Origin of the sequence: Variovorax sp. 350MFTsu5.1 (genome assembly GCF_048302515.1) — a bacterium.
Taxonomy (GTDB): domain Bacteria; phylum Pseudomonadota; class Gammaproteobacteria; order Burkholderiales; family Burkholderiaceae_C; genus Variovorax; species Variovorax guangxiensis.
Genome location: NZ_CP157620.1, coordinates 5,629,313 through 5,650,007, shown reverse-complemented (window position 1 = coordinate 5,650,007; position 20,695 = coordinate 5,629,313). Strand labels below are relative to the sequence as shown.

Below are 20,695 nucleotides of genomic sequence, written 5' to 3'. Positions count from 1 at the left end.
GTTGGCGAAGCGACACGAAGTGCGCGAAGCCTGGGGGCGAGCCTCATCAACTCCACGAGAGCGCGGAGAGGTCGTTGACGAAGATCGGGTTCTCTTTCCAGATGCCCTTCACGCTCTTCTTCGCGACCGTCGGGAACTGCGGCTGGTAGAGGAAGCCGTTGGCCGCGTCGGTGGCCAGCATCTTCTGCGCATCGCCCAGCAGCTTGTTGCGCTCGGTGGCGTTGGCGGTGGTCTTGATCTTGTCGAACAGCGCGTCGAAGGCCTTCGACTGGTAGCCCCAGTAGTAGTCGGCCTTGGCGTAGTTGCCCAGGTCGAAGGGCTCCACATGCGACACGATCGACAGGTCGTAGTCCTTGTTGCCGTAGGTGCCGCTCAGCCACTGCGCCCACTCGACGTTCTGAACCTTCACCACGATGCCGATCTTGGCCAGCTGCGCCACGATCACCTCGCCGCCCTGGCGTGCGTAGGGCGGCGGGGGCAGCGTCATCTTCAGCTCGAGCGGCGTCTTCACGCCGGCCTCTGCCAGCAGCTTCTTGGCCTTCTCGACGTCGAAGGGGTTGATGCCGGTGGTGTCGACATAGCCCGCCGCGCCCGGCACGTAGTGGCTGCCGATAGGCACGCCGAAGCCGTCGGCAGCGCCCTCGATGACGGCCTTGCGGTCGATGGCCGCGAGGATGGCGCGGCGCACGCGCACGTCGTCCAGCGGCTTCTTCCTGTTGTTGATCGACAGGATGGTCTTGGCGCGAGAACCGGCCAGGATCACCTGGAACTGCGGATTCATCTTGAACTGCTGCACCACGCGCGTGCCGATGCGCGGGAACACGTCGATGTCGCCCGAGAGCATGGCCGCGGCCTGCGCGGCCGTGTCGGAGATGAAGCGGAAAGTGACCTTGTTGATCTTCGCAGTGGCGGGGCTGCGAAAGCCTTCCCACTTGCTCAGCGTGATCGACGAGCCCTTGGCCCAGTTGTCGAGCTTGTAGGGGCCGGTGCCCACCGGCTTGGTGGCGTTGCCCTCGGCGCTCTTGGGCTCGACGATCACGGCCGTGGCCTGGCCCAGCACGAAGGGCAGGTCGGGGTCGATCTCCTTGTTGATGATGACCACCGTGTAGTCGTCGACCACCTGCGTGCTCAGGTTGGCGAAGGTGCGCTTGTCCTTGTTGGTGCTCTTCTCGCTGCCGGCGCGGTCGAACGAGAACTTGACGGCCGCCGCGTTGAAGGGCTCGCCGTTCTGGTACTTCACGCCGCGCTTCAGCTTGAAGGTGTAGGTCTTGAGGTCGGGGGAGATCTCCCAGCTCTCGGCCAGCAGCGGGGTGACGCTGCCGTCGGAGTTGATCTTGGTGAGCGTCTCCAGGATGTTGTACTGCACCACTTCGGCGATGGCGGCCGCCGCGCCCGTGGTCGGGTCTAGCCCCGGCGGCTCGAGCGCCATGCCGATCACGATAGCGTCCTTCCTGCCCTGCGCCATGCCGGCGAGCGGGCTGGCCAGCGCCACGGTGGCGCCGGCGGTGGTAAGGAGGGTGCGACGGTTCAACATACGTGTGATCTCCGGAAAAACATGCCAGGTTCGAACGGCGGATGACTGCTGCGGCGCACGCCGTGCCCCGAAGGGAGGCGCGGCGCCGCGAAAGACACGGCAAGCAGCACGAAGGATGCCACCTGCGCGAGCGGTCATTTTGATGCACAGGGCACGCCGGTGCGCGGCCCTCGGGCCGGTTTTTCCTCGGGACGTTCCCGTATGCGGGGGCTCCGGCCGGGCTCGGACCCGGTGACTCAGGCCCAGGACAGTGCCGCGATGTCGTTCACGAAGATCGGCGTGTCCTTCCACAGCCCGCGCAGGTTGCGCGCTGCCACGGTGATGAACTGCGGCTGGTACAGGAACACGTTGGCCGCGTCCTCCGCCAGCAGCCTCTGGGCGTCACCCAGGTAGCGCTGGCGGTCGGCGGGGCGCGCCGCATTGCGGGCCTTCTCGAAGACCTCGTTGAACTTCGCCGACTGGTAGCCCCAGTAGTAGTCGGGCTTGGTGTAGTTCACCAGGTCGAAGGGCTCGACGTGCAGGATCAGCGAGAGGTCGTAGTTCTTGTTGCCGTAGGTGCCGCTGATCCACTGCGCCCATTCGACGTTCTGGATCTTCGCGACGATGCCCACCTTGGCGAGCTGCGCGGCGATGAGTTCGCCGCCCTGGCGCGCGTAGGGCGGTGGAGGCAGCACCAGTTCGAGTTCGAGCGGTGTCTTCACGCCGGCCTCGGCCAGCAGCTTCTTCGCCTTCTCCACGTCGTAGGCGTTGATGCCCGTGGTGTCGACGTAGCCCGGCGCGCCCGGCACGTAGTGGCTGCCGATGGGCACGCCCCGGCCGTCGGCCGCGGCTTCGATCACCGCCTTGCGGTCGATGGCCGCCGAGATGGCGCGGCGCACGCGCACGTCGTCCAGCGGCTTGCGCCTGTTGTTGATGGCTAGGATGGTCTTGCCGCGCGATGCGTTGAACACCACCTGGAAGCGCTTGTCGTTCTGGAACTGCGGCAGGCTGCGCGACACCGAGGCATGCGGGAACAGGTCGACGTCGCCGGAGAGCAGCGCGGTGGTCTGCGCGGCCGGTTCGGAGATGAAGCGGAAGCTGGCCTTGCGGATCTGCACCGTGTCGGCGCTGCGCCAGCCGTCCCACTTGGCGAGCACGATGCTCGAACCCTTGGCCCAGTTGTCGAGCCGGTAGGGGCTGGTGCCGACAGGCCTGGTGGCGTTGGTCTCCACTGTCTTGGGCTCGACGATGATGGCCGAGGCCTGCCCGAGGAGGAACAGCAGGTCGGGCTCGATCTCCTTGGTGATCAGCACCACCGTGTGATCGTCGACCACCTGCGTCGCGATGTTGGTGAAGGTGCGCTTGTCCTTGTTGGTGCTGTTGGCGGCGGCCGCGCGGTCGAACGAGAACTTCACGCTCTGCGCGTTGAAGGGTTCGCCGTTCTGGAACTTCACGCCGCGCCGCAGCTTGAATGTGAGCGTCTTCAGGTCGGGCGAGACCTCCCAGCTCTCGGCCAGGAGCGGCGTGACGCTGCCGTCGGAGTTGATCTTGGTGAGGGTCTCGAAGACGGTGTAGAGCACCACCTCTGCGATCTCCGCGCCGGCCTTGGCCGTGGGGTCCAGGCCCGTGGGCTCCAGCGTGAGGCCAATGACCAGCGCATCCTTCTTTTTCTGTGCCAGCGCGAGGGTCGGCAGTGCCAGCGGGGTCAGGGCTGCGGCGCCGGTGGCGAGCAGGGTGCGTCGTTTGAGCATGGAGCGGTGTCCTCGAAACAGGGGCAGGCATCATCCGCGACGGCGCGCGCGTGCGCAACCAGATGCTTATGACCCACTCATCCTAGGGAGGCGGGACGACGCTTCGATGTCAGCCGGGCAGCAGCGTGCCGCCGGCAGGCGTGCGCGGCACGGCGTCGAGCAGCGTGCGCGTGTATTCGTGCTGCGCGTGCTGGAAGAGTTCGGCGGGCGCTCCCTGCTCCACGATGTGGCCCTTGAAGACCACGCACACGTTGTCGCAGAGGTGGTTGACCACCGCGAGGTCATGGCTGATGAGCAGGTAGCTGATGCCGAACTGCTGCTGAAGGTCCTGCATGAGGTTGAGCACCTGCGCCTGCACCGACACGTCGAGCGCGCTCACGGGTTCGTCGGCCACGATGAGCTTGGGGCGCGTGATGAGGGCGCGTGCGATGGCGATGCGCTGGCGCTGCCCACCCGAGAACTCGTGCGGGTACTTGTCGAGGTCGGTGGTGCGCAGGCCCACTGCGGCGAGTGTTTCGGCGGCGCGTTCGCGCTGCTCGGCGCGAGTGGTGGCCGCGAGCGCTTCGAGCGGCTCGGCGACGATGCGCGCGACCGTCTGGCGCGGATCGAGCGAGCCGTACGGGTCCTGGAACACCATCTGGAAGTCGCGGCGTGCGACGCGCAGCTCTTTCTTGGAGAGCGCGTGCAGATTGCGGCCTTCGAGGGAAACGGTGCCGGAAGTGGGCGTATCGAGCGCCATCACGAGACGCGCGATGGTCGACTTGCCCGAGCCCGATTCGCCGACGATGCCCACGCTCTGGCCGGCCTGCACTTCGAAGCTCACGCCGTTGAGCGCCTTCACGGTCGGCGGCGGGCCGAAGAGCTTCTCGCGCGGCAGCGCGTAGTGGCGGACGAGGTCGGCGACCCGCAGCAGCGGCGAAGAAGCGGCGGCGGTCGCGCTCATGGTGCGATGGCTCCTTCAGCGGCGATCTCTTCGAGGCGGATGCAGCGCACCGCATGGTCCTGCGGCAGCATCGTGGCCGGCGGCCGCGTGGTCATGCAGGCGTCGACGGTGTAGCTGCACCGTCCCGCGAAGGGGCAGCCCTTGGGCAGGTCGACCAGCTCGGGCACGCTGCCCTTGATGGTGGCCAGCCGCACGCCGCGCGGCGCGCCGATGACGGGGCGCGCGGCGAACAGGCCTTGCGTGTACGGGTGGGCGCGCCGGGCGAACACGGCTTCGGTCGGCCCGCTCTCGACCACGCTGCCGCCATACATCACGAGCATCTTCGAGACCGTCTGCGCGATCACGCCGAGGTCGTGCGAGATCAGGATCAGCGCCATGCCGCGCTCGGCCACGAGGCTCTTGATCAACTCGAGGATCTGCTTCTGGATGGTGACGTCGAGCGCGGTGGTGGGCTCGTCGGCGATCAACAGGTCGGGCCCGCACGCGAGCGCCATGGCGATACCGATGCGCTGCCGCTGCCCGCCGGAGAACTGGTGCGGATACGCGTCGAGGCGCGAAGCCGCATCCGGAATGCCCACGCGCTCCAGCAGCGCGAGCACCTCCTTGCGCGCGTCGGCCTTCGAGAGTCCGCGATGCAGCCGCAGCGGCTCGCCGACCTGGCGCGCGATGGTGTGTACCGGGTTCAGCGCCGTCATCGGCTCCTGGAAGATCATGCCGATGCGGTTGCCGCGGATCTCGCACATCCGCTTCTCGGGCAACCCGACGAGCTCGGTGCCGTCGAAGCGGATGCTGCCGCCGACCGTCGCGGTGGAGGGCAGCAGGCCCATGAGCGACATCACGGTGATCGACTTGCCGCAGCCCGATTCGCCGACGATGCCCAGCGTTTCGCCGCGTTCCAGCGAGAAACCGATGCCGCGCACCGCCTCCGCGGGGCCGCGTTGCGTCTGCAGGCCGATGTGGAGGTCCTTGACTTCGAGCAGGGGCATCTTGCTTACCTTGCTCTCGCCAGGCGCGGATCGAGCAGGTCGCGCAGGCCGTCGCCGAGCAGGTTCAGGCCAAGCACCGCGAAGGCGATGGCCATGCCGGGAAACACCGCGAGCAGAGGCGCCTGGAACATCATCGTCTGCGCTTCGCTGAGCATGCGGCCCCAAGAAGGTTGCGGCGGCTGCGTGCCCAGGCCGAGGTAGGAGAGGGCGGCTTCGGCGAGGATCGCGATGGCGAAGCGGATGGTGATCTGCACGATCAGCACCGCCGAGATGTTCGGCAGCACGTGCTGCATGGTGATCGCGAAGCTGCCCTTGCCGCAGGCGCGTGCGGCGGCCACGTATTCGCGCGACCAGATGGCGTTGGCCGATGCGCGCGTGATGCGCGCGAAGGTCGGGATGTTGTAGATGCCGATCGCGATGATCGCGTTGACGATGCCCGCGCCGAACACGGCCGTCATCATGATGGCCGAGAGGATCGCGGGGAAAGCCAGCGAGAAGTCGGTGAGCCGCATGATGGCTTCTTCCACCCAGCCGCGCTTCGCTGCCGCGAGCAGGCCCAGCGCGGTGCCGACCACGAGGCCGATGCCGACCGCGATCACGCCCACGAGGATGGACGCGCGCGCGCCCACGAGCAGCAACGAGGCCACGTCGCGTCCGTAGGTGTCGGTGCCCAGCCAGTGCGAACCCGTCGGCGGCTTCAGCTTGCTGGCCATGTCCATCTCGTAGGGCGACCATGGCGTCCACACCAGCGAGACGGCCGCGGCCAGCAGCAGGAGCGGCGTGAGCGCGCCGCCGATGACGAAGCTGCGGTGATGCAATGCGCGGCGCCAGAAGCCCGGCACCTTGAGCGCGGCGGCGTTGGGAACTGCTGCTGTGCTCATATGTCGCTGGCCTTGATGCGCGGGTCGATCACGGCATAGAGCACGTCGACCACGAAGTTCACGATGACCACCATGGCCGCCAGCAGCATCACGCAGTTGCGCACCACGATCAGGTCGCGGTTGCTGATGGCCTGGAAGATCAGCCGGCCCAGGCCGGGAAGATAGAACACGTTCTCCACCACGATGGTGCCGGCCAGCAGTTCGGAGAACTGCATGCCCATGACCGTGATGACGGGGATCATCGCGTTGCGCAGCACGTGCGTCCAAAGCACCATGCGCTGAGAGACGCCTTTGGCTCGGGCGGTGCGCACGAAGTCTTCGCGCATCACTTCGAGCACGGCCGAGCGCGTGATGCGTGCGAGGATCGCCGCCTGAACGACTGCCAGCGAAAGCGCAGGCAGAAGCAACGACTTGATCCCCGCGAAGATCCCTTCGCCCCATCCCTCGAAGCCGCCAGCGGAGAACCACTGCAGCTGCACCGAGAACACCAGGATCAGCAGGATGGCGAACCAGAAGTTCGGAATGGCGATGCCGACCTGGGCCATGCCCATGAGGCCGACGTCGCCGAGCTTGTTGTGGCGGGCCGCGGCGGTCACGCCCACCAGCAGGGCGATCACGACGGTGAGCGCCATGGCGAGCACGGCCAGGGGCACGGTGAGCGCGAGGCGTTCGAGGATGAGGTCGAGCACGGGCGAGCTGTAGGCGTAGCTGTCGCCGAGGCTGCCGGTGAGCAGGCCGCCGATCCAGTGCCAGTAGCGCGTCCACGCGGGCTGATCGAGGCCGAGCTTGGTGGCCAGGGCGGCCACGGCCTCGGGGGAGGCGTCGGGGCCCATGAGCATCTGCGCGGCGTTGCCGGGCAGGATCTCGAGCACGAGGAAGACGATGACCGAGGCGCCGATCAGGGTGCCGATCAGCGTGGCGAGGCGCTTGACTAGGAACAGACTCATGGGGCGGGGCGCAGCATAACTGACTCCCGCAACAAATGTGCCGCGAATGTGGCCTTTGTCATTCACCGGCTGCCGGCCCGGCCCGAGCCGCGATAATCGGGGCCATGGCCCTCATGATCACCGACGAATGCATCAATTGCGATGTCTGCGAGCCCGAGTGCCCGAACGACGCGATCTACATGGGCGAGGCGTTCTACGAGATCGATCCGCACAAGTGCACCGAGTGCGTTGGCCATTTCGATGAGCCGCAGTGCGTGCAGATCTGCCCCGTGGCCTGTATTCCCGTGAACCCCGAGCATGTGGAAAGCCGCGAGACGCTGATGCAGAAATACCAGCGTCTCACGGCGATCAAGGTGACTGCAGCAGCAGCTTCGTCCGGCGCTTAATCGGCCGATTTCCGTTTCTTTTTCTTGCGCTCCGGTGCGTCGGCGCCTGGGCCGCTGCTGAAGCTCAGGCTCGATTTGCGGGGCGCATTGGCTTCCTTGCGAGCGCGGTCGCGCTCCCTCTGCTCGGCCATGGCGAGCCGCCTTTCCGCCAGGGCCGCGCTTCTTGCCTCCCGCGCGGCGCGCTGGTCGCGGTCATGAGCGGCCTTTTCCAGCGACAGGCGGTTGCGCTCCATGCGGTCGGCCTGGGTCTGGGCGCTGCGGGTGCCGGCATCGGCGGCGCGGCGGTCTTCGTCGCTGCGGCGGTCGTCCACCTTCACCGTCCTGCCGCCTTCACAGGGTTGGTCGGAATAGGTGTTGCCGCAGCGCCAGGTGTTCGCCCCTTGGGCGGCAGCGCCTGCGGAGCAGATGCCGGCTGCTATTGAAAAGATAGCGATTGCGGGTTTCGAAACCGTCTTTCCGTTCTTCTCTTTTTTTTCGCTCATTTTTTATTTCTCTCCCTCCTGCACTTCAATGGCCGGCTAGGTGGCGGCAGGCGTGCCCCCTTCGCCGGGCTCCCTCCGCGGCGGCTTGGGCCGGGGCGGTTTGCTCGTGTGAATGACCAGGGTCGCCTTTTCCATCTCGCCCGCCACCAGCGCGGGAATCGCGTGCAGCGTGCGGGTGATGGCGTCCTCGATCGCTTCGCGCTGTTCCTTGAGTGGCTTCTTGAGCACCCAGTTGACGACCTCCGACTTCACGCCGGGGTGGCCGATGCCCAGGCGCAGCCGCCAGTAGTCGCCGGTGCCCAGTTGCGCGTGGATGTCGCGCAGTCCGTTGTGGCCGGCATGGCTGCCGCCGAACTTGAGCTTGACCTGGCCGGGGACCACGTCGAGCTCGTCGTGCACCACGAGGATTTCTTCCGGCGCGATCTTGAAGAAGCGCGCCAGGGCTGCCACCGACTTGCCCGACAGGTTCATGAAGGTCTGCGGCTCCAGCAGCCAGATGCTCTGGCCGCCGATGCTCGTGCGCGCGGCGAGGCCGTGGTAGCTGCGCTCGGGCACGAGGTTGAGCTTCCATTCACGCGCGAGGGCGTCGATCCACCAGAAGCCGGCGTTGTGCCGCGTGGCTTCGTACTCGGGGCCCGGGTTTCCGAGGCCGACAAACAGCTTGATCATGGTCGTGGATTATCCGGTCGCCGTAAAAGCAAAAAGGCCCGCACGAGGCGGGCCTTCATCGGGAAGCAACGAGTGCGAAGAAGCGGATTACTTCTTGGCAGGTGCCTTGGCAGCGGGCGTCTTGGCCGCGGCCTTGCCACCCTTGCCTGCCGGAGCGGCTGCTGCGTCGGCAGCTGCTGCGCCTTCGGCGGGAGCTTCTTCTTCGGCAGCCGGGGTCACGGCCGAAGCCAGCACCGGGTTGGCCTTGCCGTGGCTGACCCACTTCACGCCGCGGGGCAGCTTGATGTCCTTCAGCGTGACGGTGCCGTTCTTCTTCAGGCCCGACAGGTCGACTTCGATGAACTCGGGCAGGTCGGTCGGCAGGCAGTTCACTTCCAGTTCGGTCGTGACGTGGTTGACCAGGTTGTGGTCGAGCTTGACGGCGTCGGACTCTTCCTCGCCCTTGAAGTGCACGGGCACCTTCAGGGTCATGCGGGTCTTGGCGTCCACGCGCTGGAAGTCGATGTGCTGCACCAGCTGGCGGAAGGGGTGGTATTGCACGTCACGCAGCAGAACCTTGCTGACGTTGCCGCCCAGTTCCATCTCGAGAACGCTGGAGTGGAAGGCTTCCTTCTTCAGGGCGTGCCACAGTGCGTTGTGATCGAGCTCGATCAGTTGGGGCTCGGCGCCACCGCCGTAGACGATGCCGGGGGTCTTGCCCGTGATGCGGAGACGGCGGCTCGCACCCGTGCCCTGCTTTGCGCGCTCAAAAGCGACGAATTTCATAACTAGCTCCTGTAAGAGTCCACCGCGACCAGTGCGACTCCGGTTCAAAAAGGCTTCAGGGGTGAAGCCCGCTCTTTGCCCAGGTCAGAACAGGTTGTCCTGATCCGAGAACAAACTCATCACCGACTCGCCCTTGGCAATGCGCTGGATCGTTTCGGCGATCAGCGGTGCCACGGAGAGCTGGCGGATCTTTCCGCAGGCATTGGCGCCGTCGGAGAGGGGGATGGTGTTGGTCACGACCACTTCGTCGAGGGCCGAGCCCTTGGTGATGCGCTCGATGGCCGGGCCCGAGAAGATCGGGTGCGTGCAATAGGCGTACACGCTCTTGGCGCCGCGCTCCTTGAGCACCTCCGCCGCTTTGACCAGCGTGCCGGCGGTGTCGATCATGTCGTCCATGATCACGCAGTTGCGGCCGTCGATCTCGCCGATCACGTTCATGACTTCGCTGACGTTGGCCTTCGGGCGGCGCTTGTCGATGATGGCGAGGTCGCAGTTCAGCTGCTTGGCCAGCGCGCGGGCGCGAACCACGCCGCCAACGTCCGGCGAGACCACGATCAGGTCTTCGTAGTTCTTGGCGCGCAGGTCGCCCAGCAGCACCGGCGAGGCGTAGATGTTGTCGACGGGGATGTCGAAGAAGCCCTGGATCTGGTCGGCGTGCAGGTCCATGGTGAGCACGCGCTCGACACCGACGGTTTCCAGCAGGTTGGCCACCACCTTGGCCGAGATCGGCACGCGGCTCGAGCGCGGACGGCGGTCCTGGCGGGCATAGCCGAAGTAGGGGATCACGGCGCTGATGCGTTCGGCCGAAGCGCGCTTGAGCGCGTCGACCATGATCAGCAGTTCCATCAGGTTTTCGTTCGTCGGAGCGCAGGTCGACTGCACCACGAACACGTCGCGCGCGCGGACGTTCTGGTTGATCTCGACAGTGACTTCGCCGTCGGAGAAGCGGCCCACGCGGGCAGCGCCCAGCGAGGTGCCAAGGTTGTGCGCGATTTCTGCGGCAAGGCCCGGATTGGCATTGCCGGTGAAAACCATGAAATCAGGGTGATTAGCCTGCATGAGCGCGTCCCGGCAGTGCAAGTGGGCTTAGGAAGCCGCCAAAAGGTTCGTATGCATGGCGGCCGGTGAGCCGCCGATTATTGCAGCGGGTGGGCTGCAAATGAAGACTGCGGCTCTCGGGCCGCAGTCGTGAAGATTTGGCAGGGGAGAAAGGATTCGAACCTTTGCATGCTGGAATCAAAATCCAGTGCCTTAACCAGCTTGGCGACTCCCCTACACGGGTCGACGGCTTTCGCCATCAACCGATATATGTCGCATCGAACCGAACGAACGATCCGATTATCTTCAGGTTGCCCATCCCCAGAGTGGATGAACTTCCAGATTGCTGCATTGACGAACCTGCCAGCCTTCGGGGGCCTCGAGCAGTTCCGCTTCCTGCGGCGATTGCGGCAGCTTCGCGAACACCGAGCTTCCGGAGCCGGTCATCCGTGCCTTCAATCCTTGGGTACCGAGCCATTCGATGGCGTCGGTGACCGCGGGACAAAGTCGCTGGGCAACCGGCTGCAGGTCGTTGTGGCCGAACTCGAAAACCCGGTTTCCCAAGTTTGTCGCTTCCGACGATTCGCTGTCTGCAGCAAAGCCTGAGATTATAGCAACAGGCGTGGCACGTTGAAGGTTCGAATCCGAAAAAATTAATCGGGTATCGAGTCCTTCGGGTGGTTTGACCACCACGAAGCGTGCGGAAGGGAGTGTAACCGGTGTGATTTCCTCCCCGATGCCTTCCACCCACGCGTTGCGCCCGCCGAGGAAGAAAGGCACGTCGGCGCCCAGCTTCAGGCCAATGTGGGCCAGCCGCGACAACGGCAGGTTCAGGCCCCACAGGCGGTTCAGCGCGAGCAGGCAGGTGGCGGCATCCGACGAGCCACCACCCATCCCCGCCTGCGCCGGCACATGCTTGGCGACGCCGATGTGCGCACCCTGGCCTGGCGCGGCGAAGGGCTGCAACGCACGCGCGGCACGCAGGATCAGGTCGTCCGCCGGCAGCTCCGTCGTCAGATCCTCCCGGCTGAGCTGGCCATCGCGCCGCAGTTCGACGTGCAGCGTGTCGCACCAGTCGATCAGCATGAACACCGACTGCAGCAGGTGATACCCGTCGTCGCGCCTGCCGGTGATGTGGAGAAAGAGATTGAGCTTGGCCGGCGCGGGGAGGTCGTAGATCGCCTTCATGACCGCTCGAACACGATGCGCAGATCGGCCCTCGGACTCGGCGACTCGCGCACCGCCTGCAGCCGTCCGCTGCCGAGCTGCGCGAGATCGGGCTTCCAGCCGGGCACGGGTTCGTTGCGGCCCGCCAGCCAGCCGAAAAGAGCTCCGACCGGAATGGCCGCGCCGGTAGCCGCCTCGATGAGCTCATCGACCGAGTCGAACCGGCGTGTCCGGTTGCCGTCCTTCAGCAGCGCTTCGCCCGGCGCCCAATGCAACTGGGCCAGGGTGCTGCCGATGGGTGTCGTGAGCGTCAGGTCGCCCGCCTCGGCCGAGCCGCGAAGTTCGAACAGTGCCGCGAAGGTCTGCACCGGCTCGCTCTCGATGCGCAGCGACATGCGTCCGCTCCAGCTGTCCGTCGGCTTCGGTGCCGACGAACCGCCGGACAGCTGCGCGCAACCGGTCGCCAGCAAGGCTGCTGCCCCGCCGGCCGCGAGAAAAGCGCGACGGCCGCCCTGCACCGGCGCGAATGCCTCTGCCTGCGCCATGTCAGGGCTTCACTCGCAGGCGCTTGAGCGTTTCCTGCAGCGTTTCGTTCTCGGCGTCGCTCAGCAGGGCTTCCTTCCAGATCGTGACCGCGCGGTCCTTCTGGCCGGAGGTCCACAGGACTTCGCCGAAGTGCGCGCCGATCTCGGGGTCGGGCCGCGTCTTGTAGGCCGCCTCGAGGATGCGGATGGCCTCCGCCGTGTTGCCGAGCCGGAATTCGACCCAGCCCAGGCTGTCGGCGATGAAGGGGTCTTCCGGCGCCAGCTGCACCGCCTTCTGGATCAGCGTGCGTGCCTCCTCGAGCCTGATCTTGCGATCGGCCAGCGAGTAGCCCAGCGCGTTGTATGCGTTCTGGTTCTCGGGCTTGAGCTCGATGAGGCGGCGCAGCAGGCGCTCCATGTCGTCGAGACGGTTGAGCTTCTCGGCGACCATGGCCTGGTCGTAGACGAGGTCGCCGTCGTCCGGCGATGCCGCCGAAGCCTGGGCGAGCATGTCGTAGGCCGCCTGGTACTGCTTCGCGTCGCGCAGCAGCTGCACTTCGGCGAGGAACTTCTGCTTTTTGTCGTCGGCCGTGCGCTCGGGCAGGCCCCGGATGATCTCGCGTGCCTGCGGCAGCTTGCCCTGGCGCGCCAGCAGCGTCGCGCGGCGGGTCTGCGCGGCCACCAGCTCGTCGGCGCCGTCGATGCGCGAGAGCCAGCGTTCGGCGGCCGCATAGTCCTTGCGCCGCTCGGCCAGCTGCGACAGCGCGAAGTAGGCCTGCGAGATGCCGCGCTTGCGGTCGGTGGCGTCGTCGGCATCCTTGTTGCCGGCGCCGCTCTTCGGATTGCCCGACAGCTCGATGAAGCGCTTGATCGAGGCTTCGGCCGCGGCGTCCTGCCGCGCCTGCATCTGCAGGCTGCCGAGCAGCAGCCAGGGCTCGGCGAGTTCGGGGCGCGAGGTGGTCAGCGTCTGCAGCTGCGCGGAGGCGTCGCTGTAGCGGCGGTTCTCGACCAGCACGCGGGCGTAGGCCACGCGCAGCTCGGCCGAGGCCTTCGGGTTGCTGTTCAGGAAGCGCGTGACGATCGGCTCGGCCAGCGGCTGGCCCGGGTCGATCATCTCGAGCGCCAGCGCAGCGGGGGCTTCCGAGGCCGGGTCGATCTCCTGGCCCTTGCGCGCGGCTTCCAGCGCGCCCGAGGCATCGCCCGCGTTCAGGCGCAGCCGGCCGACCGTGGCCCAGGCAAGCCCTCCGGTGGTGGGGCTCTTCAGTTCGTCGACCAGCGCCTGCTCGACCACCGAGGCGGCCAGCTTCTTGTCCGATGCGCGCGAGTAGTTGCGCGCGATCACGGCCATCAGCAGCGGGCGCTCGATCTGCGAGGTGGCCGCCACCTCGGCGCGCAGCGGCTCGACGGTTTCGCTGATGCGGTTCAGCGCGATCAGGATCTGCAACTCGATGCGGCGCGCGTCGCGCGAATTCGGCAGGGTTTCCTGCCAGGCACGTGCCGCGGCGAGCGCCGCGTCGCCGGAGCGCGACTGCAGCGCGATCTCGACCGCGCGCTGGAACAGCTTGCCGTCGCGCAGTCGGCGGGCCGCATCGAGCACGAGCGCATAGCCGGAGCCGGGGTCGCCGGAACGGGCGGTCATTTCGCCCATCAGGATCTCGTAGAACAGGTCGGCCGTCAGCGCGGACTGCAGCGGCGCGGGTTCGGCTGCTTCCTTGGCTGCGGCCGGTCGCGGCCTGACTATGGGCCTCGTCTGCGCCGGCCGTTCGATGACAGGTGTGGGGCTGAAAGGGGCTGCGGGATCGGAAGATTGCGCATTGACGGCGCAAGCCATCAAGGCGAGAGACGCGGCCGCCGCAAGGCGGTGTCGGCGGGGCGAAAGGTTCATGCAACCATAATAATCCAGCCTTTTGTACGAGCATCGCCGTGGGGCTTCGCCGCCGCGGGCGTTTGCCGAAGATTTACCTTTCATGCCCGAGCTACCCGAAGTCGAAGTCACCCGCCGAGGGTTTGCGGACCGTATCGCGGGCGGCCGCATCGAGTCGGTGCGCATCGGCAAGCCGCTGCGATGGGCGCTGATGGTGTTGCCCGAAGCGCTGGCCGGCCGGCAGGTGCGCCAGGTGCGCCGGCGCGGCAAGTACCTGCTGATCGATCTCGATCGCGGCATCCTGCTGTTGCATCTGGGCATGTCGGGCAGCCTGCGCTTCGATGCCGCGCTGCCGCCGCCCGGACCGCACGATCACTTCGATCTTGTTACCGACCGGGGCACGCTGAGGCTCAACGACCCGCGCCGCTTCGGTGCAGTTGTTTACGTGGAAGACGAGTCCGCTCCATGGGCCATCAAGCTGTTGGGTGGACTGGGCATGGAGCCGCTCGACGAAGGCTTCGACCTCGACGCCTTCCATGACGGCCTGAAAAAGCGGAAGACGGCGGTCAAGCAGGTGCTGCTGGCGGGCGACGTGGTCGTGGGCGTCGGCAACATCTACGCGTCGGAGGCGCTGTTCCAGGCGGGCATCCGGCCGACGCTGTCGGCGGCTCGCATCAGCCGCCCGCGGGCGGCAAGGCTGCACGCGGCGGTGCGCGAGATCCTGGCGCGGGCGGTGGAGAAGGGGGGCAGCACGCTGCGAGATTTCTCCAACATCGACGGGCAGAACGGCTACTTCCAGCTCGAGGCGACCGTCTATGGCCGCGCGGGCGAGCCCTGTCGGGTTTGTGCAACGCCGATTCGGCTGCTGCGGCAGGGGCAGCGCTCCACCTATTACTGCCCCAATTGCCAGAAGTAGGCGCGGGCTCGCGCGATGGAACAGAAAAATAGAAACAATCCAGAAACGACGGTGGCATGTCCGCCGATGTATATTTGTAAATTGTTTCTTACACATTCCCCTTGAGCCGCTCCTTCAATCAACAACTCGATCAGCACGGTGCATGGCGGAGCAACTTCGCCCACCGGCTGCAGTGGCTGTCCCGCTGGCTGACCGAGAACGAGCTGCTCGACCAGGCGGTGGCGGAGCGCCTGCGCGGGCTGGAAACGCAGATCCGCACCAGCAAGGTCATGGTCGCCTTCGTGGCCGAGTTCTCGCGCGGCAAGTCGGAGCTGATCAACGCCATCTTCTTCGCCGGCTACGGGCGGCGCATCATGCCCGCCAGCGCCGGCCGCACCACGATGTGCCCGACCGAGCTGGGCTACGACGCCGCGATCGCGCCCAAGCTGCGGCTGCTGCCCATCGAGACCCGGCTGGAGCCCCATTCGCTGGCCCACTGGCGCGACAAGCCCACGCGCTGGACCGAGATCGCCATCGACGTGGGCAACGCCGAGCACCTGGCGCAGGCCATGGGCAAGGTGGCCGAGGTGCGCTGGGTAAGCAAGGACGAAGCCCGCACGCTGGGCTTCTGGAACGACGAGACGCCCGACGACAACCCGGTGCAGGACGCCGAAGGCCGCGTCGAGATTCCGCGCTGGCGCCATGCGGTGTTGAACATGCCGCATCCGCTGCTGGAGCAGGGGCTGGTCATTCTGGACACGCCGGGCCTGAACGCGATCGGCGCCGAACCCGAACTGACAGTGAGCCTGATCCCGCAGGCGCACGCGGTGGTCTTCATCCTCGGCGCCGAAACCGGCGTGACCCGCTCCGACCTTTCCATCTGGCGCGAGCACCTGATCACCGAGGACGAAAGCAACGACACGCGCTTCGTGGTGCTCAACAAGATCGACACCATGTGGGACACGCTCAGCACGCCCGCGCAGATCGAGCAGCAGATCGAGCGCCAGCGCGAAGGCGCGGCCCGACTGCTCGAGGTGCCGCTGGCGCAGGTGCTGCCCGTGTCGGCGCAGAAGGGCCTGCAGGCCAAGATCCAGCACGACGGCCAGCTGCTGCAGGCCAGCCGCCTGCCGGCGCTCGAAACGCTGCTGGCCGAAGGCGTGCTGGGCAAGCGCGAAACCATGCTGCGGCTCGCGGTCGATGCGGGCATGACCGCGCTGCGCGCCGAGGCCGAGCGCATCCTGAAGGTGCGCCAGCGCGACCTGGCCGAGCAGGCGCTCGAGCTGCAGGGCCTGCGCGGCAAGAACGTTTCGGTGATCCGCCACATGCGCGCGCGCATCGACCAGGAACACGCCGAGTTCGAGGGCAGCAACACGCGCATCCTGGCGCTGCGTTCGGTGCAGGGCAAACTGCTGCGCGAGGTGTATGCCGTGCTGGGGCGCACCGCGCTGAAGGCCGACATGGTGAAGCTGTCGGCCGCGCTCAAGCGCCCCGGCGTCAAGTTCAACGTGCGCAAGGTGTACGCCGAGACTTTCGACTCGCTGCGCAACAACCTGCGCGAGGTGCAGGCGACCACGGCCGAGATCCAGTCGATGCTGCACGCCACCTTCCGCCAGCTCAACGCCGAGCAGGGCTTCACCCTGCAGGCGCCGGCCGAGCCCGACCTCACCGGCTTCGAGCAGGAGCTCGCGCAGATCGAGCGCAGCCACATCCACTACCTGGGCGTGGGCAACCTGCTGAAGCTCGCGCAGGCCGATTTCTGCGACAAGCTGGTGCGCGCGCTCGCCAGCCGGCTGCGGCTGGTGAACGAGGCGGCCATGACCGAGGTCGAGCGCTGGAGCAAGGGCGCGAGCGCGCAGATCGATGCGCAGCTCAAGGAGCGCCGCCGCAACTTCAGCAAGCGCATCGAGGCGATCGAGCGCATCCAGAGCGCGGCGGGCAGCCTCGACGAGCGGCTGGTCGAGCTGGCCGCGCAGGAGAGCAACCTCACCGAACTCCATGTGCAGCTGCGCGAGTTCACTTCGCTGATCGCGCAGCACGGAAAGCCGCAGCCCGCGGCCACCATCGGCGAGCTGCGTGCGGCCTGAGAAAACCGCCTCCACGGCGGCGACCGCGACCCAGCCATTGCCTCCGGATTTCGCAGCGCAGATCGTGAGCTGGCAGCGCAGCCACGGGCGCAGCCAGCTGCCGTGGCAGAACACGCGCGACCCGTATCGCGTGTGGCTGTCGGAAGTGATGCTGCAGCAGACGCAGGTGTCGACGGTGCTCGGTTATTTCGCGCGCTTTCTCGAACGCTTTCCCTACGTGAAGGCTCTCGCCGCGGGCACCGAGGACGAGGTGTTCGGCCTGTGGAGCGGGCTGGGCTACTACAGCCGCGCGCGCAACATGCACCGCTGCGCGCAGGAAGTCGTCGCGCGATTCGGCGGGGAGTTTCCGCGCACGGCTGCAGAACTGGTCACGCTGCCGGGCATCGGGCGCTCCACCTCGGCGGCCATCGCGGCCTTCTGCTTCGGCGAGCGAGTGGCGATCCTCGACGGCAACGTCAAGCGCGTGCTCACGCGCGTGCTCGGCTTCGCGGGCGACATGTCCTCGGCGGCGCAGGAGCGCGCGCTGTGGGATCTGGCGACGCAACTGCTCCCGCCTGCGAATGACAGGGAAGCCATCGCGTCCTACACGCAGGGCGTGATGGACATGGGCGCCACGGTCTGCCTGCCGCGCAAGCCAAGCTGCATGATCTGCCCGGTGCAGCAGAGCTGCGTCGCCCTTCGTGAAGGCGCGCCCGAGCGCTACCCGGTCAAGACGCGCAAGCTCAAGCGCAGCGCGCAGTCGTTGTGGGTGCTGCTGGCGCGCGATGAGCAAGGGCGCGTCTGGCTGGAGAAGCGGCCGGCGAAGGGTATCTGGGCCGGGCTCTATTGCCTCCCGGTGTTCGACAGCCGCGAAGAACTTCTTGCTGCCTTGCCGGCCGCAAGGCGCGGAGTGCATGACTTGCCGGCCTTCGTGCACGTGCTGACCCACAAGGACCTGCACCTGCACCCGGTGCGGATCGACGGCGGCCAGCCACAGGGCGAGGCTGCGCGCTGGTTCGAAGCTGATGAATGGAGCCGGCTGGGCCTGCCGGCTCCGATGCGCAAGCTGCTGGAAGGCGGCGAGGCTTAGCCAGCCAGCCAACCCGCCCCTGGCTGGTCAGCCCGCGTCGAGTTCGCGGTGCCTCTTCAACGCACCCCAGCGCGCGCCGAACGAACGCGCCAGTTGCTCGACCAGGAACACCGAGCGGTGCTGCCCGCCGGTGCACCCGATGGCCACCGTCACGTAGCTGCGATGGTCGCGCGCCAGTGCGTCGAGCCAGTGCGCCAGGAACTGCTCGATGTCGTCGTACATGCGCGCCACGTCGTCGTGCTCGCGCAGCCATTCGATCACCGGCTCGTCGCGGCCGGTGAGCGGGCGCAGCGCGGGCACGTAGTGCGGGTTGGGCAGCATGCGCACGTCGAATACGTAGTCGGCATCCAGCGGCACGCCGCGCTTGAAGGCGAAGGATTCGAACACCAGCGTGAGCGGCGTCTGCGGCGCGGAGATCAGCGACTTGATGTAGCTCTGCAGCTGCGCCGGCCGGATCAGGCTGGTGTCGATCACGTCGGCGCCGTCGCGCAGGTCGGCCAGCAACTCTCGCTCGAGTTCGATCGCCTGGGTCAGCACGCGGTGCTGCTCGGGCACGTCGGTGCGGCCTTCCTGGCGTGAGAGCGGGTGGCGGCGGCGGGTTTCCGAATAGCGGCGCAGCAGGGCGTCGGTGGTCGCGTCGAGGAACAGCGAACGCAGCGAGATGCCGCCGTCGCGGCGCAGCGCCTCCAGCTGCTGCGGAACGATGGGCAGCGAGACGCCGCTGCGCACGTCCATGGCAATGGCCACGCGCGTGGCCTGCTGCTCGTGCTGCAGCGCGATGAACGAGGTCAGCAGCTCGGGCGGCAGGTTGTCGACGCAGTAGTAGCCCGCGTCTTCCAGCGCATGCAGGGCCACCGACTTGCCGGAACCCGACATGCCCGTGATGAGCACGAGGTCGAGGGTCATTGCAGGGCTGCCGAGGTCTTGTGGCCGAGCATCTCGCGTGCGTGGGCGAGCGAGGTCTGCGAGACCTTCTCGCCGCCCAGCATGCGAGCGATTTCCCTGGCGCGGCTGTCGTCGTCCAGGCGCGACACGCCGCTTTCGGTGCGGGGGCCGTCGCTGCCAGTCGCCGCGGTCTGGCGCTTGGCCACCACCAGGTGGTGGTCGGCGCAGGCTGCCACTTGCGGCAGGTGGGTCACGGCGAGCACCTGGCGATCGCGGCCGAGCTGCTTCATCAGCCGCCCGACGGTCTCGGCGACCGCGCCGCCCACACCGGAATCGACCTCGTCGAAGATCAGCGTCTGCGCTGCGCCGAGCTGGCTGGTGGTGACCGCGATGGCCAGCGCGATTCGCGAGAGTTCGCCGCCCGAAGCCACCTTGCCGATGGCCCGCGGCGTGCTGCCGGTGTGGCCCGCGACGAGGAAGGCCACGTCCTCGAGGCCGGCGCGGCTGGGCTGCGCGAGCGGCTGCAGTTCGACCTCGAAGCGCCCACCCTGCATGCCCAGGCCCTGCATCGCGTCGGTGACGGCCTGCGAGAGGCGGGGTGCCGCCTGCTTGCGGATCTTGCCCAGCGCCTTGGCTTCCTTCATGTAGGCCTGCTGCGCGGCCTGCTCGGCGCGCTCCAGGCCTTCGAGGTCGCTTTGCGCGTCGAGCGCCTGCAACTCGGCCTGCCAGCCGGCCAGCAGCGCCGGCAGCTCGGCCGGCGGGCGCTTGTAGCGGCGCGCGAGCGACATCCACAGGCCCATGCGCTCGTCGAGCTCGGCCAGGCTCTGCGGATCGGTGTCGGCATCGCGCAGGTAGCCGTGCAGCGTGTGAGCGGCGTCGGAGGCCTGGGCCACGCACGAGGCGAGCACTTCGCCCAGCGCGCGGAACTCGGGCTCGATGTGCTCGCAGTTCTGCAGCAGCGTGGCCGCGCGCTGCAGCGCGGAGAGGGCGCCGTTGTCGTCGTCTTCCAGCGCCTGGCTGGCGCCCTGGGCCGCGTCGATCAGCGCCTGCGCGTTGGAGATGCGCGAGTGGTTGGTCGACAGTTCTTCCCACTCGTCGACGCCCGGCGCGAGCTTGGCGACTTCGGAAATCTGCCATTGCAGCCGCTCGCGTTCGCGCTGCAGCGAGTCCTGCGCCGAGCGGGCGTGTTCGAGCGTAGAGAGCGCCTGCCGCCAGGCCTGCCATGCGGCGTCCAGCGCGTCGGTGCGCGCGCCCGCGTAGGCGTCGAGCAGGCCGCGCACCGCCTCGGGCCGTGTCAGGCTCTGCCAGGCGTGCTGGCCGTGGATGTCGAGCAGGCGATCACCCAGTTCGCGCAGTTGCGTGGCGGTGGCGGGGCTGCCGTTGATCCAGCCTCGGCTGCGGCCCTGCAGGTCGACGGTGCGGCGCAGCAGCAGTGCGTCACCGCGCTCGAAGCCGCCTTCGTCGAGCCAGCTGTCCAGGGCCGGGTCGGCGTCGAATTCGGCGCTCACGTCCAGGCGCTCGGCGCCTTCGCGCACCGCGCCGGCATCGGCCCGGTTGCCCAGCGCCAGTTGCAGCGCGTCGATCAGGATGGATTTGCCCGCGCCTGTTTCACCGGTCAGCACGGTGAAGCCGCCGGACAGGTCGAGTTCGAGTGATCGCACGATCACGAAGTCGCGCAGTGCGATGCGTCGCAATGCCATCTCAGTTGTTCCTCCAGGTTCCGGGCAGGGGGCGTTGTGCGAATTTGTAGGGTTCGAGCTGTGAAACACCGCGGAACCGGCTTTGCCGGGCCGCCGGTGTTGCCCCCTGCAAGAGGGTTGGCGAAGCGACACGAAGTGCGCGCAGC

At 67.3% G+C, this 20,695-nt stretch carries 19 protein-coding genes and 1 tRNA gene; 4 read left to right on the top strand and 16 right to left on the bottom strand.

The genetic code is table 11. The features are described from left to right. Window positions 1-46 precede the first annotated feature (46 nt). The 6 genes from ABL843_RS25775 to ABL843_RS25750 form a co-directional block, all read right to left on the bottom strand. On the bottom strand, window positions 47-1,534 hold the full coding sequence (locus ABL843_RS25775) for an ABC transporter substrate-binding protein (protein ID WP_418117801.1): 1,488 nt from the start codon (window positions 1,532-1,534) through the stop codon (window positions 47-49). Between the two features lie 236 nt (window positions 1,535-1,770). Then, window positions 1,771-3,264 carry an ABC transporter substrate-binding protein gene (locus ABL843_RS25770; protein ID WP_418117800.1) on the bottom strand — a complete coding sequence of 498 codons (1,494 nt, stop codon included), beginning with the start codon at window positions 3,262-3,264 and terminating at the stop codon, window positions 1,771-1,773. A gap of 109 nt (window positions 3,265-3,373) precedes the next feature. After that, entirely contained in the window at window positions 3,374-4,207 is an 834-nt protein-coding gene (locus tag ABL843_RS25765; RefSeq protein ID WP_418117799.1) for an ATP-binding cassette domain-containing protein, read from the bottom strand. Further along, window positions 4,204-5,193, bottom strand: a complete 990-nt coding sequence (locus ABL843_RS25760; protein WP_418117798.1) for an ABC transporter ATP-binding protein — start codon at window positions 5,191-5,193, stop codon at window positions 4,204-4,206. Before ABL843_RS25760 ends, ABL843_RS25765 begins: the two co-directional genes overlap by 4 nt. A gap of 5 nt (window positions 5,194-5,198) precedes the next feature. Continuing rightward, on the bottom strand, window positions 5,199-6,074 hold the full coding sequence (locus ABL843_RS25755; RefSeq protein ID WP_418117797.1) for an ABC transporter permease: 876 nt from the start codon (window positions 6,072-6,074) through the stop codon (window positions 5,199-5,201). Then, window positions 6,071-7,021, bottom strand: a complete 951-nt coding sequence (locus tag ABL843_RS25750) for an ABC transporter permease (protein ID WP_184640660.1) — start codon at window positions 7,019-7,021, stop codon at window positions 6,071-6,073. Before ABL843_RS25750 ends, ABL843_RS25755 begins: the two co-directional genes overlap by 4 nt. 104 nt (window positions 7,022-7,125) lie before the next feature. On the opposite strand from ABL843_RS25750, the gene ABL843_RS25745 reads away from it, so the two are divergent. Next, window positions 7,126-7,407, top strand: a complete 282-nt coding sequence (locus tag ABL843_RS25745) for a YfhL family 4Fe-4S dicluster ferredoxin (protein ID WP_126025066.1) — start codon at window positions 7,126-7,128, stop codon at window positions 7,405-7,407. Here ABL843_RS25745 and ABL843_RS25740 read toward each other — a convergent pair. The 8 genes from ABL843_RS25740 to ABL843_RS25705 form a co-directional block, all read right to left on the bottom strand. Further along, a complete protein-coding gene (locus ABL843_RS25740) occupies window positions 7,404-7,889 on the bottom strand; it encodes a hypothetical protein (protein WP_418117795.1) in 486 nt (161 codons plus the stop codon). The genes ABL843_RS25745 and ABL843_RS25740 overlap by 4 nt on opposite strands. Window positions 7,890-7,925: 36 nt before the next feature. Next, window positions 7,926-8,558: an aminoacyl-tRNA hydrolase gene (pth, locus tag ABL843_RS25735; protein ID WP_184640656.1), complete on the bottom strand. Its 633-nt coding sequence runs from the start codon at window positions 8,556-8,558 to the stop codon at window positions 7,926-7,928. Between the two features lie 87 nt (window positions 8,559-8,645). Next, complete coding sequence (locus ABL843_RS25730) at window positions 8,646-9,323, bottom strand: 50S ribosomal protein L25/general stress protein Ctc (protein ID WP_126025063.1); 678 nt, start codon at window positions 9,321-9,323, stop codon at window positions 8,646-8,648. An 84-nt stretch (window positions 9,324-9,407) separates the two neighbouring features. Next, window positions 9,408-10,382: a ribose-phosphate pyrophosphokinase gene (locus ABL843_RS25725; protein WP_019656422.1), complete on the bottom strand. Its 975-nt coding sequence runs from the start codon at window positions 10,380-10,382 to the stop codon at window positions 9,408-9,410. 138 nt (window positions 10,383-10,520) lie between these two features. Continuing rightward, window positions 10,521-10,597 (bottom strand) — tRNA-Gln (locus tag ABL843_RS25720). Between the two features lie 70 nt (window positions 10,598-10,667). Further along, the gene (gene ispE / locus ABL843_RS25715) at window positions 10,668-11,549 is read right to left on the bottom strand and encodes a 4-(cytidine 5'-diphospho)-2-C-methyl-D-erythritol kinase (RefSeq protein ID WP_418117794.1); all 882 of its coding nucleotides are present in this window, start codon (window positions 11,547-11,549) and stop codon (window positions 10,668-10,670) included. Further along, window positions 11,546-12,073 carry a lipoprotein insertase outer membrane protein LolB gene (locus ABL843_RS25710; RefSeq protein WP_418117792.1) on the bottom strand — a complete coding sequence of 176 codons (528 nt, stop codon included), beginning with the start codon at window positions 12,071-12,073 and terminating at the stop codon, window positions 11,546-11,548. Before ABL843_RS25710 ends, ispE begins: the two co-directional genes overlap by 4 nt. A gap of 1 nt (window position 12,074) precedes the next feature. Next, window positions 12,075-13,937, bottom strand: a complete 1,863-nt coding sequence (locus ABL843_RS25705; RefSeq protein WP_369660911.1) for a tetratricopeptide repeat protein — start codon at window positions 13,935-13,937, stop codon at window positions 12,075-12,077. Window positions 13,938-14,019: 82 nt separating this feature from the next. Between ABL843_RS25705 and mutM the strand changes: the two genes are divergently transcribed. The 3 genes from mutM (at window position 14,020) to mutY (ending at window position 17,964) form a co-directional block, all read left to right on the top strand. After that, on the top strand, window positions 14,020-14,832 hold the full coding sequence (mutM, locus tag ABL843_RS25700; protein ID WP_418120518.1) for a bifunctional DNA-formamidopyrimidine glycosylase/DNA-(apurinic or apyrimidinic site) lyase: 813 nt from the start codon (window positions 14,020-14,022) through the stop codon (window positions 14,830-14,832). 101 nt (window positions 14,833-14,933) lie between these two features. Then, window positions 14,934-16,895 (top strand): dynamin family protein, encoded by a 1,962-nt coding sequence (locus tag ABL843_RS25695; RefSeq protein ID WP_126025058.1) that lies wholly within the window; start codon window positions 14,934-14,936, stop codon window positions 16,893-16,895. Window positions 16,896-16,932: 37 nt separating this feature from the next. After that, entirely contained in the window at window positions 16,933-17,964 is a 1,032-nt protein-coding gene (mutY, locus tag ABL843_RS25690) for an A/G-specific adenine glycosylase (RefSeq protein ID WP_418117789.1), read from the top strand. A 27-nt stretch (window positions 17,965-17,991) separates the two neighbouring features. Here mutY and rapZ read toward each other — a convergent pair whose 3' ends face one another. Together rapZ and recN are read right to left on the bottom strand one after the other, a co-directional pair. After that, on the bottom strand, window positions 17,992-18,870 hold the full coding sequence (gene rapZ, locus ABL843_RS25685) for an RNase adapter RapZ (RefSeq protein ID WP_418117788.1): 879 nt from the start codon (window positions 18,868-18,870) through the stop codon (window positions 17,992-17,994). Further along, a complete protein-coding gene (gene recN / locus ABL843_RS25680) occupies window positions 18,867-20,549 on the bottom strand; it encodes a DNA repair protein RecN (protein ID WP_418117787.1) in 1,683 nt (560 codons plus the stop codon). The genes rapZ and recN overlap by 4 nt, the downstream gene beginning before the upstream one ends. Window positions 20,550-20,695: the final 146 nt, after the last annotated feature.

What these genes read in the sequence shown, in the direction of transcription:
- ABL843_RS25775 (WP_418117801.1), bottom strand. Translation starts at nt 1,534, where the DNA reads ATGTTGAACCGTCGCACCCTCCTTACCACCGCCGGCGCCACCGTGGCG.
- ABL843_RS25770 (WP_418117800.1), bottom strand. Translation starts at nt 3,264, where the DNA reads ATGCTCAAACGACGCACCCTGCTCGCCACCGGCGCCGCAGCCCTGACC.
- ABL843_RS25765 (WP_418117799.1), bottom strand. Translation starts at nt 4,207, where the DNA reads ATGAGCGCGACCGCCGCCGCTTCTTCGCCGCTGCTGCGGGTCGCCGAC.
- ABL843_RS25760 (WP_418117798.1), bottom strand. Translation starts at nt 5,193, where the DNA reads ATGCCCCTGCTCGAAGTCAAGGACCTCCACATCGGCCTGCAGACGCAA.
- ABL843_RS25755 (WP_418117797.1), bottom strand. Translation starts at nt 6,074, where the DNA reads ATGAGCACAGCAGCAGTTCCCAACGCCGCCGCGCTCAAGGTGCCGGGC.
- ABL843_RS25750 (WP_184640660.1), bottom strand. Translation starts at nt 7,021, where the DNA reads ATGAGTCTGTTCCTAGTCAAGCGCCTCGCCACGCTGATCGGCACCCTG.
- ABL843_RS25745 (WP_126025066.1), top strand. Translation starts at nt 7,126, where the DNA reads ATGGCCCTCATGATCACCGACGAATGCATCAATTGCGATGTCTGCGAG.
- ABL843_RS25740 (WP_418117795.1), bottom strand. Translation starts at nt 7,889, where the DNA reads ATGAGCGAAAAAAAAGAGAAGAACGGAAAGACGGTTTCGAAACCCGCA.
- pth (WP_184640656.1), bottom strand. Translation starts at nt 8,558, where the DNA reads ATGATCAAGCTGTTTGTCGGCCTCGGAAACCCGGGCCCCGAGTACGAA.
- ABL843_RS25730 (WP_126025063.1), bottom strand. Translation starts at nt 9,323, where the DNA reads ATGAAATTCGTCGCTTTTGAGCGCGCAAAGCAGGGCACGGGTGCGAGC.
- ABL843_RS25725 (WP_019656422.1), bottom strand. Translation starts at nt 10,382, where the DNA reads ATGCAGGCTAATCACCCTGATTTCATGGTTTTCACCGGCAATGCCAAT.
- ispE (WP_418117794.1), bottom strand. Translation starts at nt 11,549, where the DNA reads ATGAAGGCGATCTACGACCTCCCCGCGCCGGCCAAGCTCAATCTCTTT.
- ABL843_RS25710 (WP_418117792.1), bottom strand. Translation starts at nt 12,073, where the DNA reads ATGGCGCAGGCAGAGGCATTCGCGCCGGTGCAGGGCGGCCGTCGCGCT.
- ABL843_RS25705 (WP_369660911.1), bottom strand. Translation starts at nt 13,937, where the DNA reads ATGAACCTTTCGCCCCGCCGACACCGCCTTGCGGCGGCCGCGTCTCTC.
- mutM (WP_418120518.1), top strand. Translation starts at nt 14,020, where the DNA reads ATGCCCGAGCTACCCGAAGTCGAAGTCACCCGCCGAGGGTTTGCGGAC.
- rapZ (WP_418117788.1), bottom strand. Translation starts at nt 18,870, where the DNA reads ATGACCCTCGACCTCGTGCTCATCACGGGCATGTCGGGTTCCGGCAAG.
- recN (WP_418117787.1), bottom strand. Translation starts at nt 20,549, where the DNA reads ATGGCATTGCGACGCATCGCACTGCGCGACTTCGTGATCGTGCGATCA.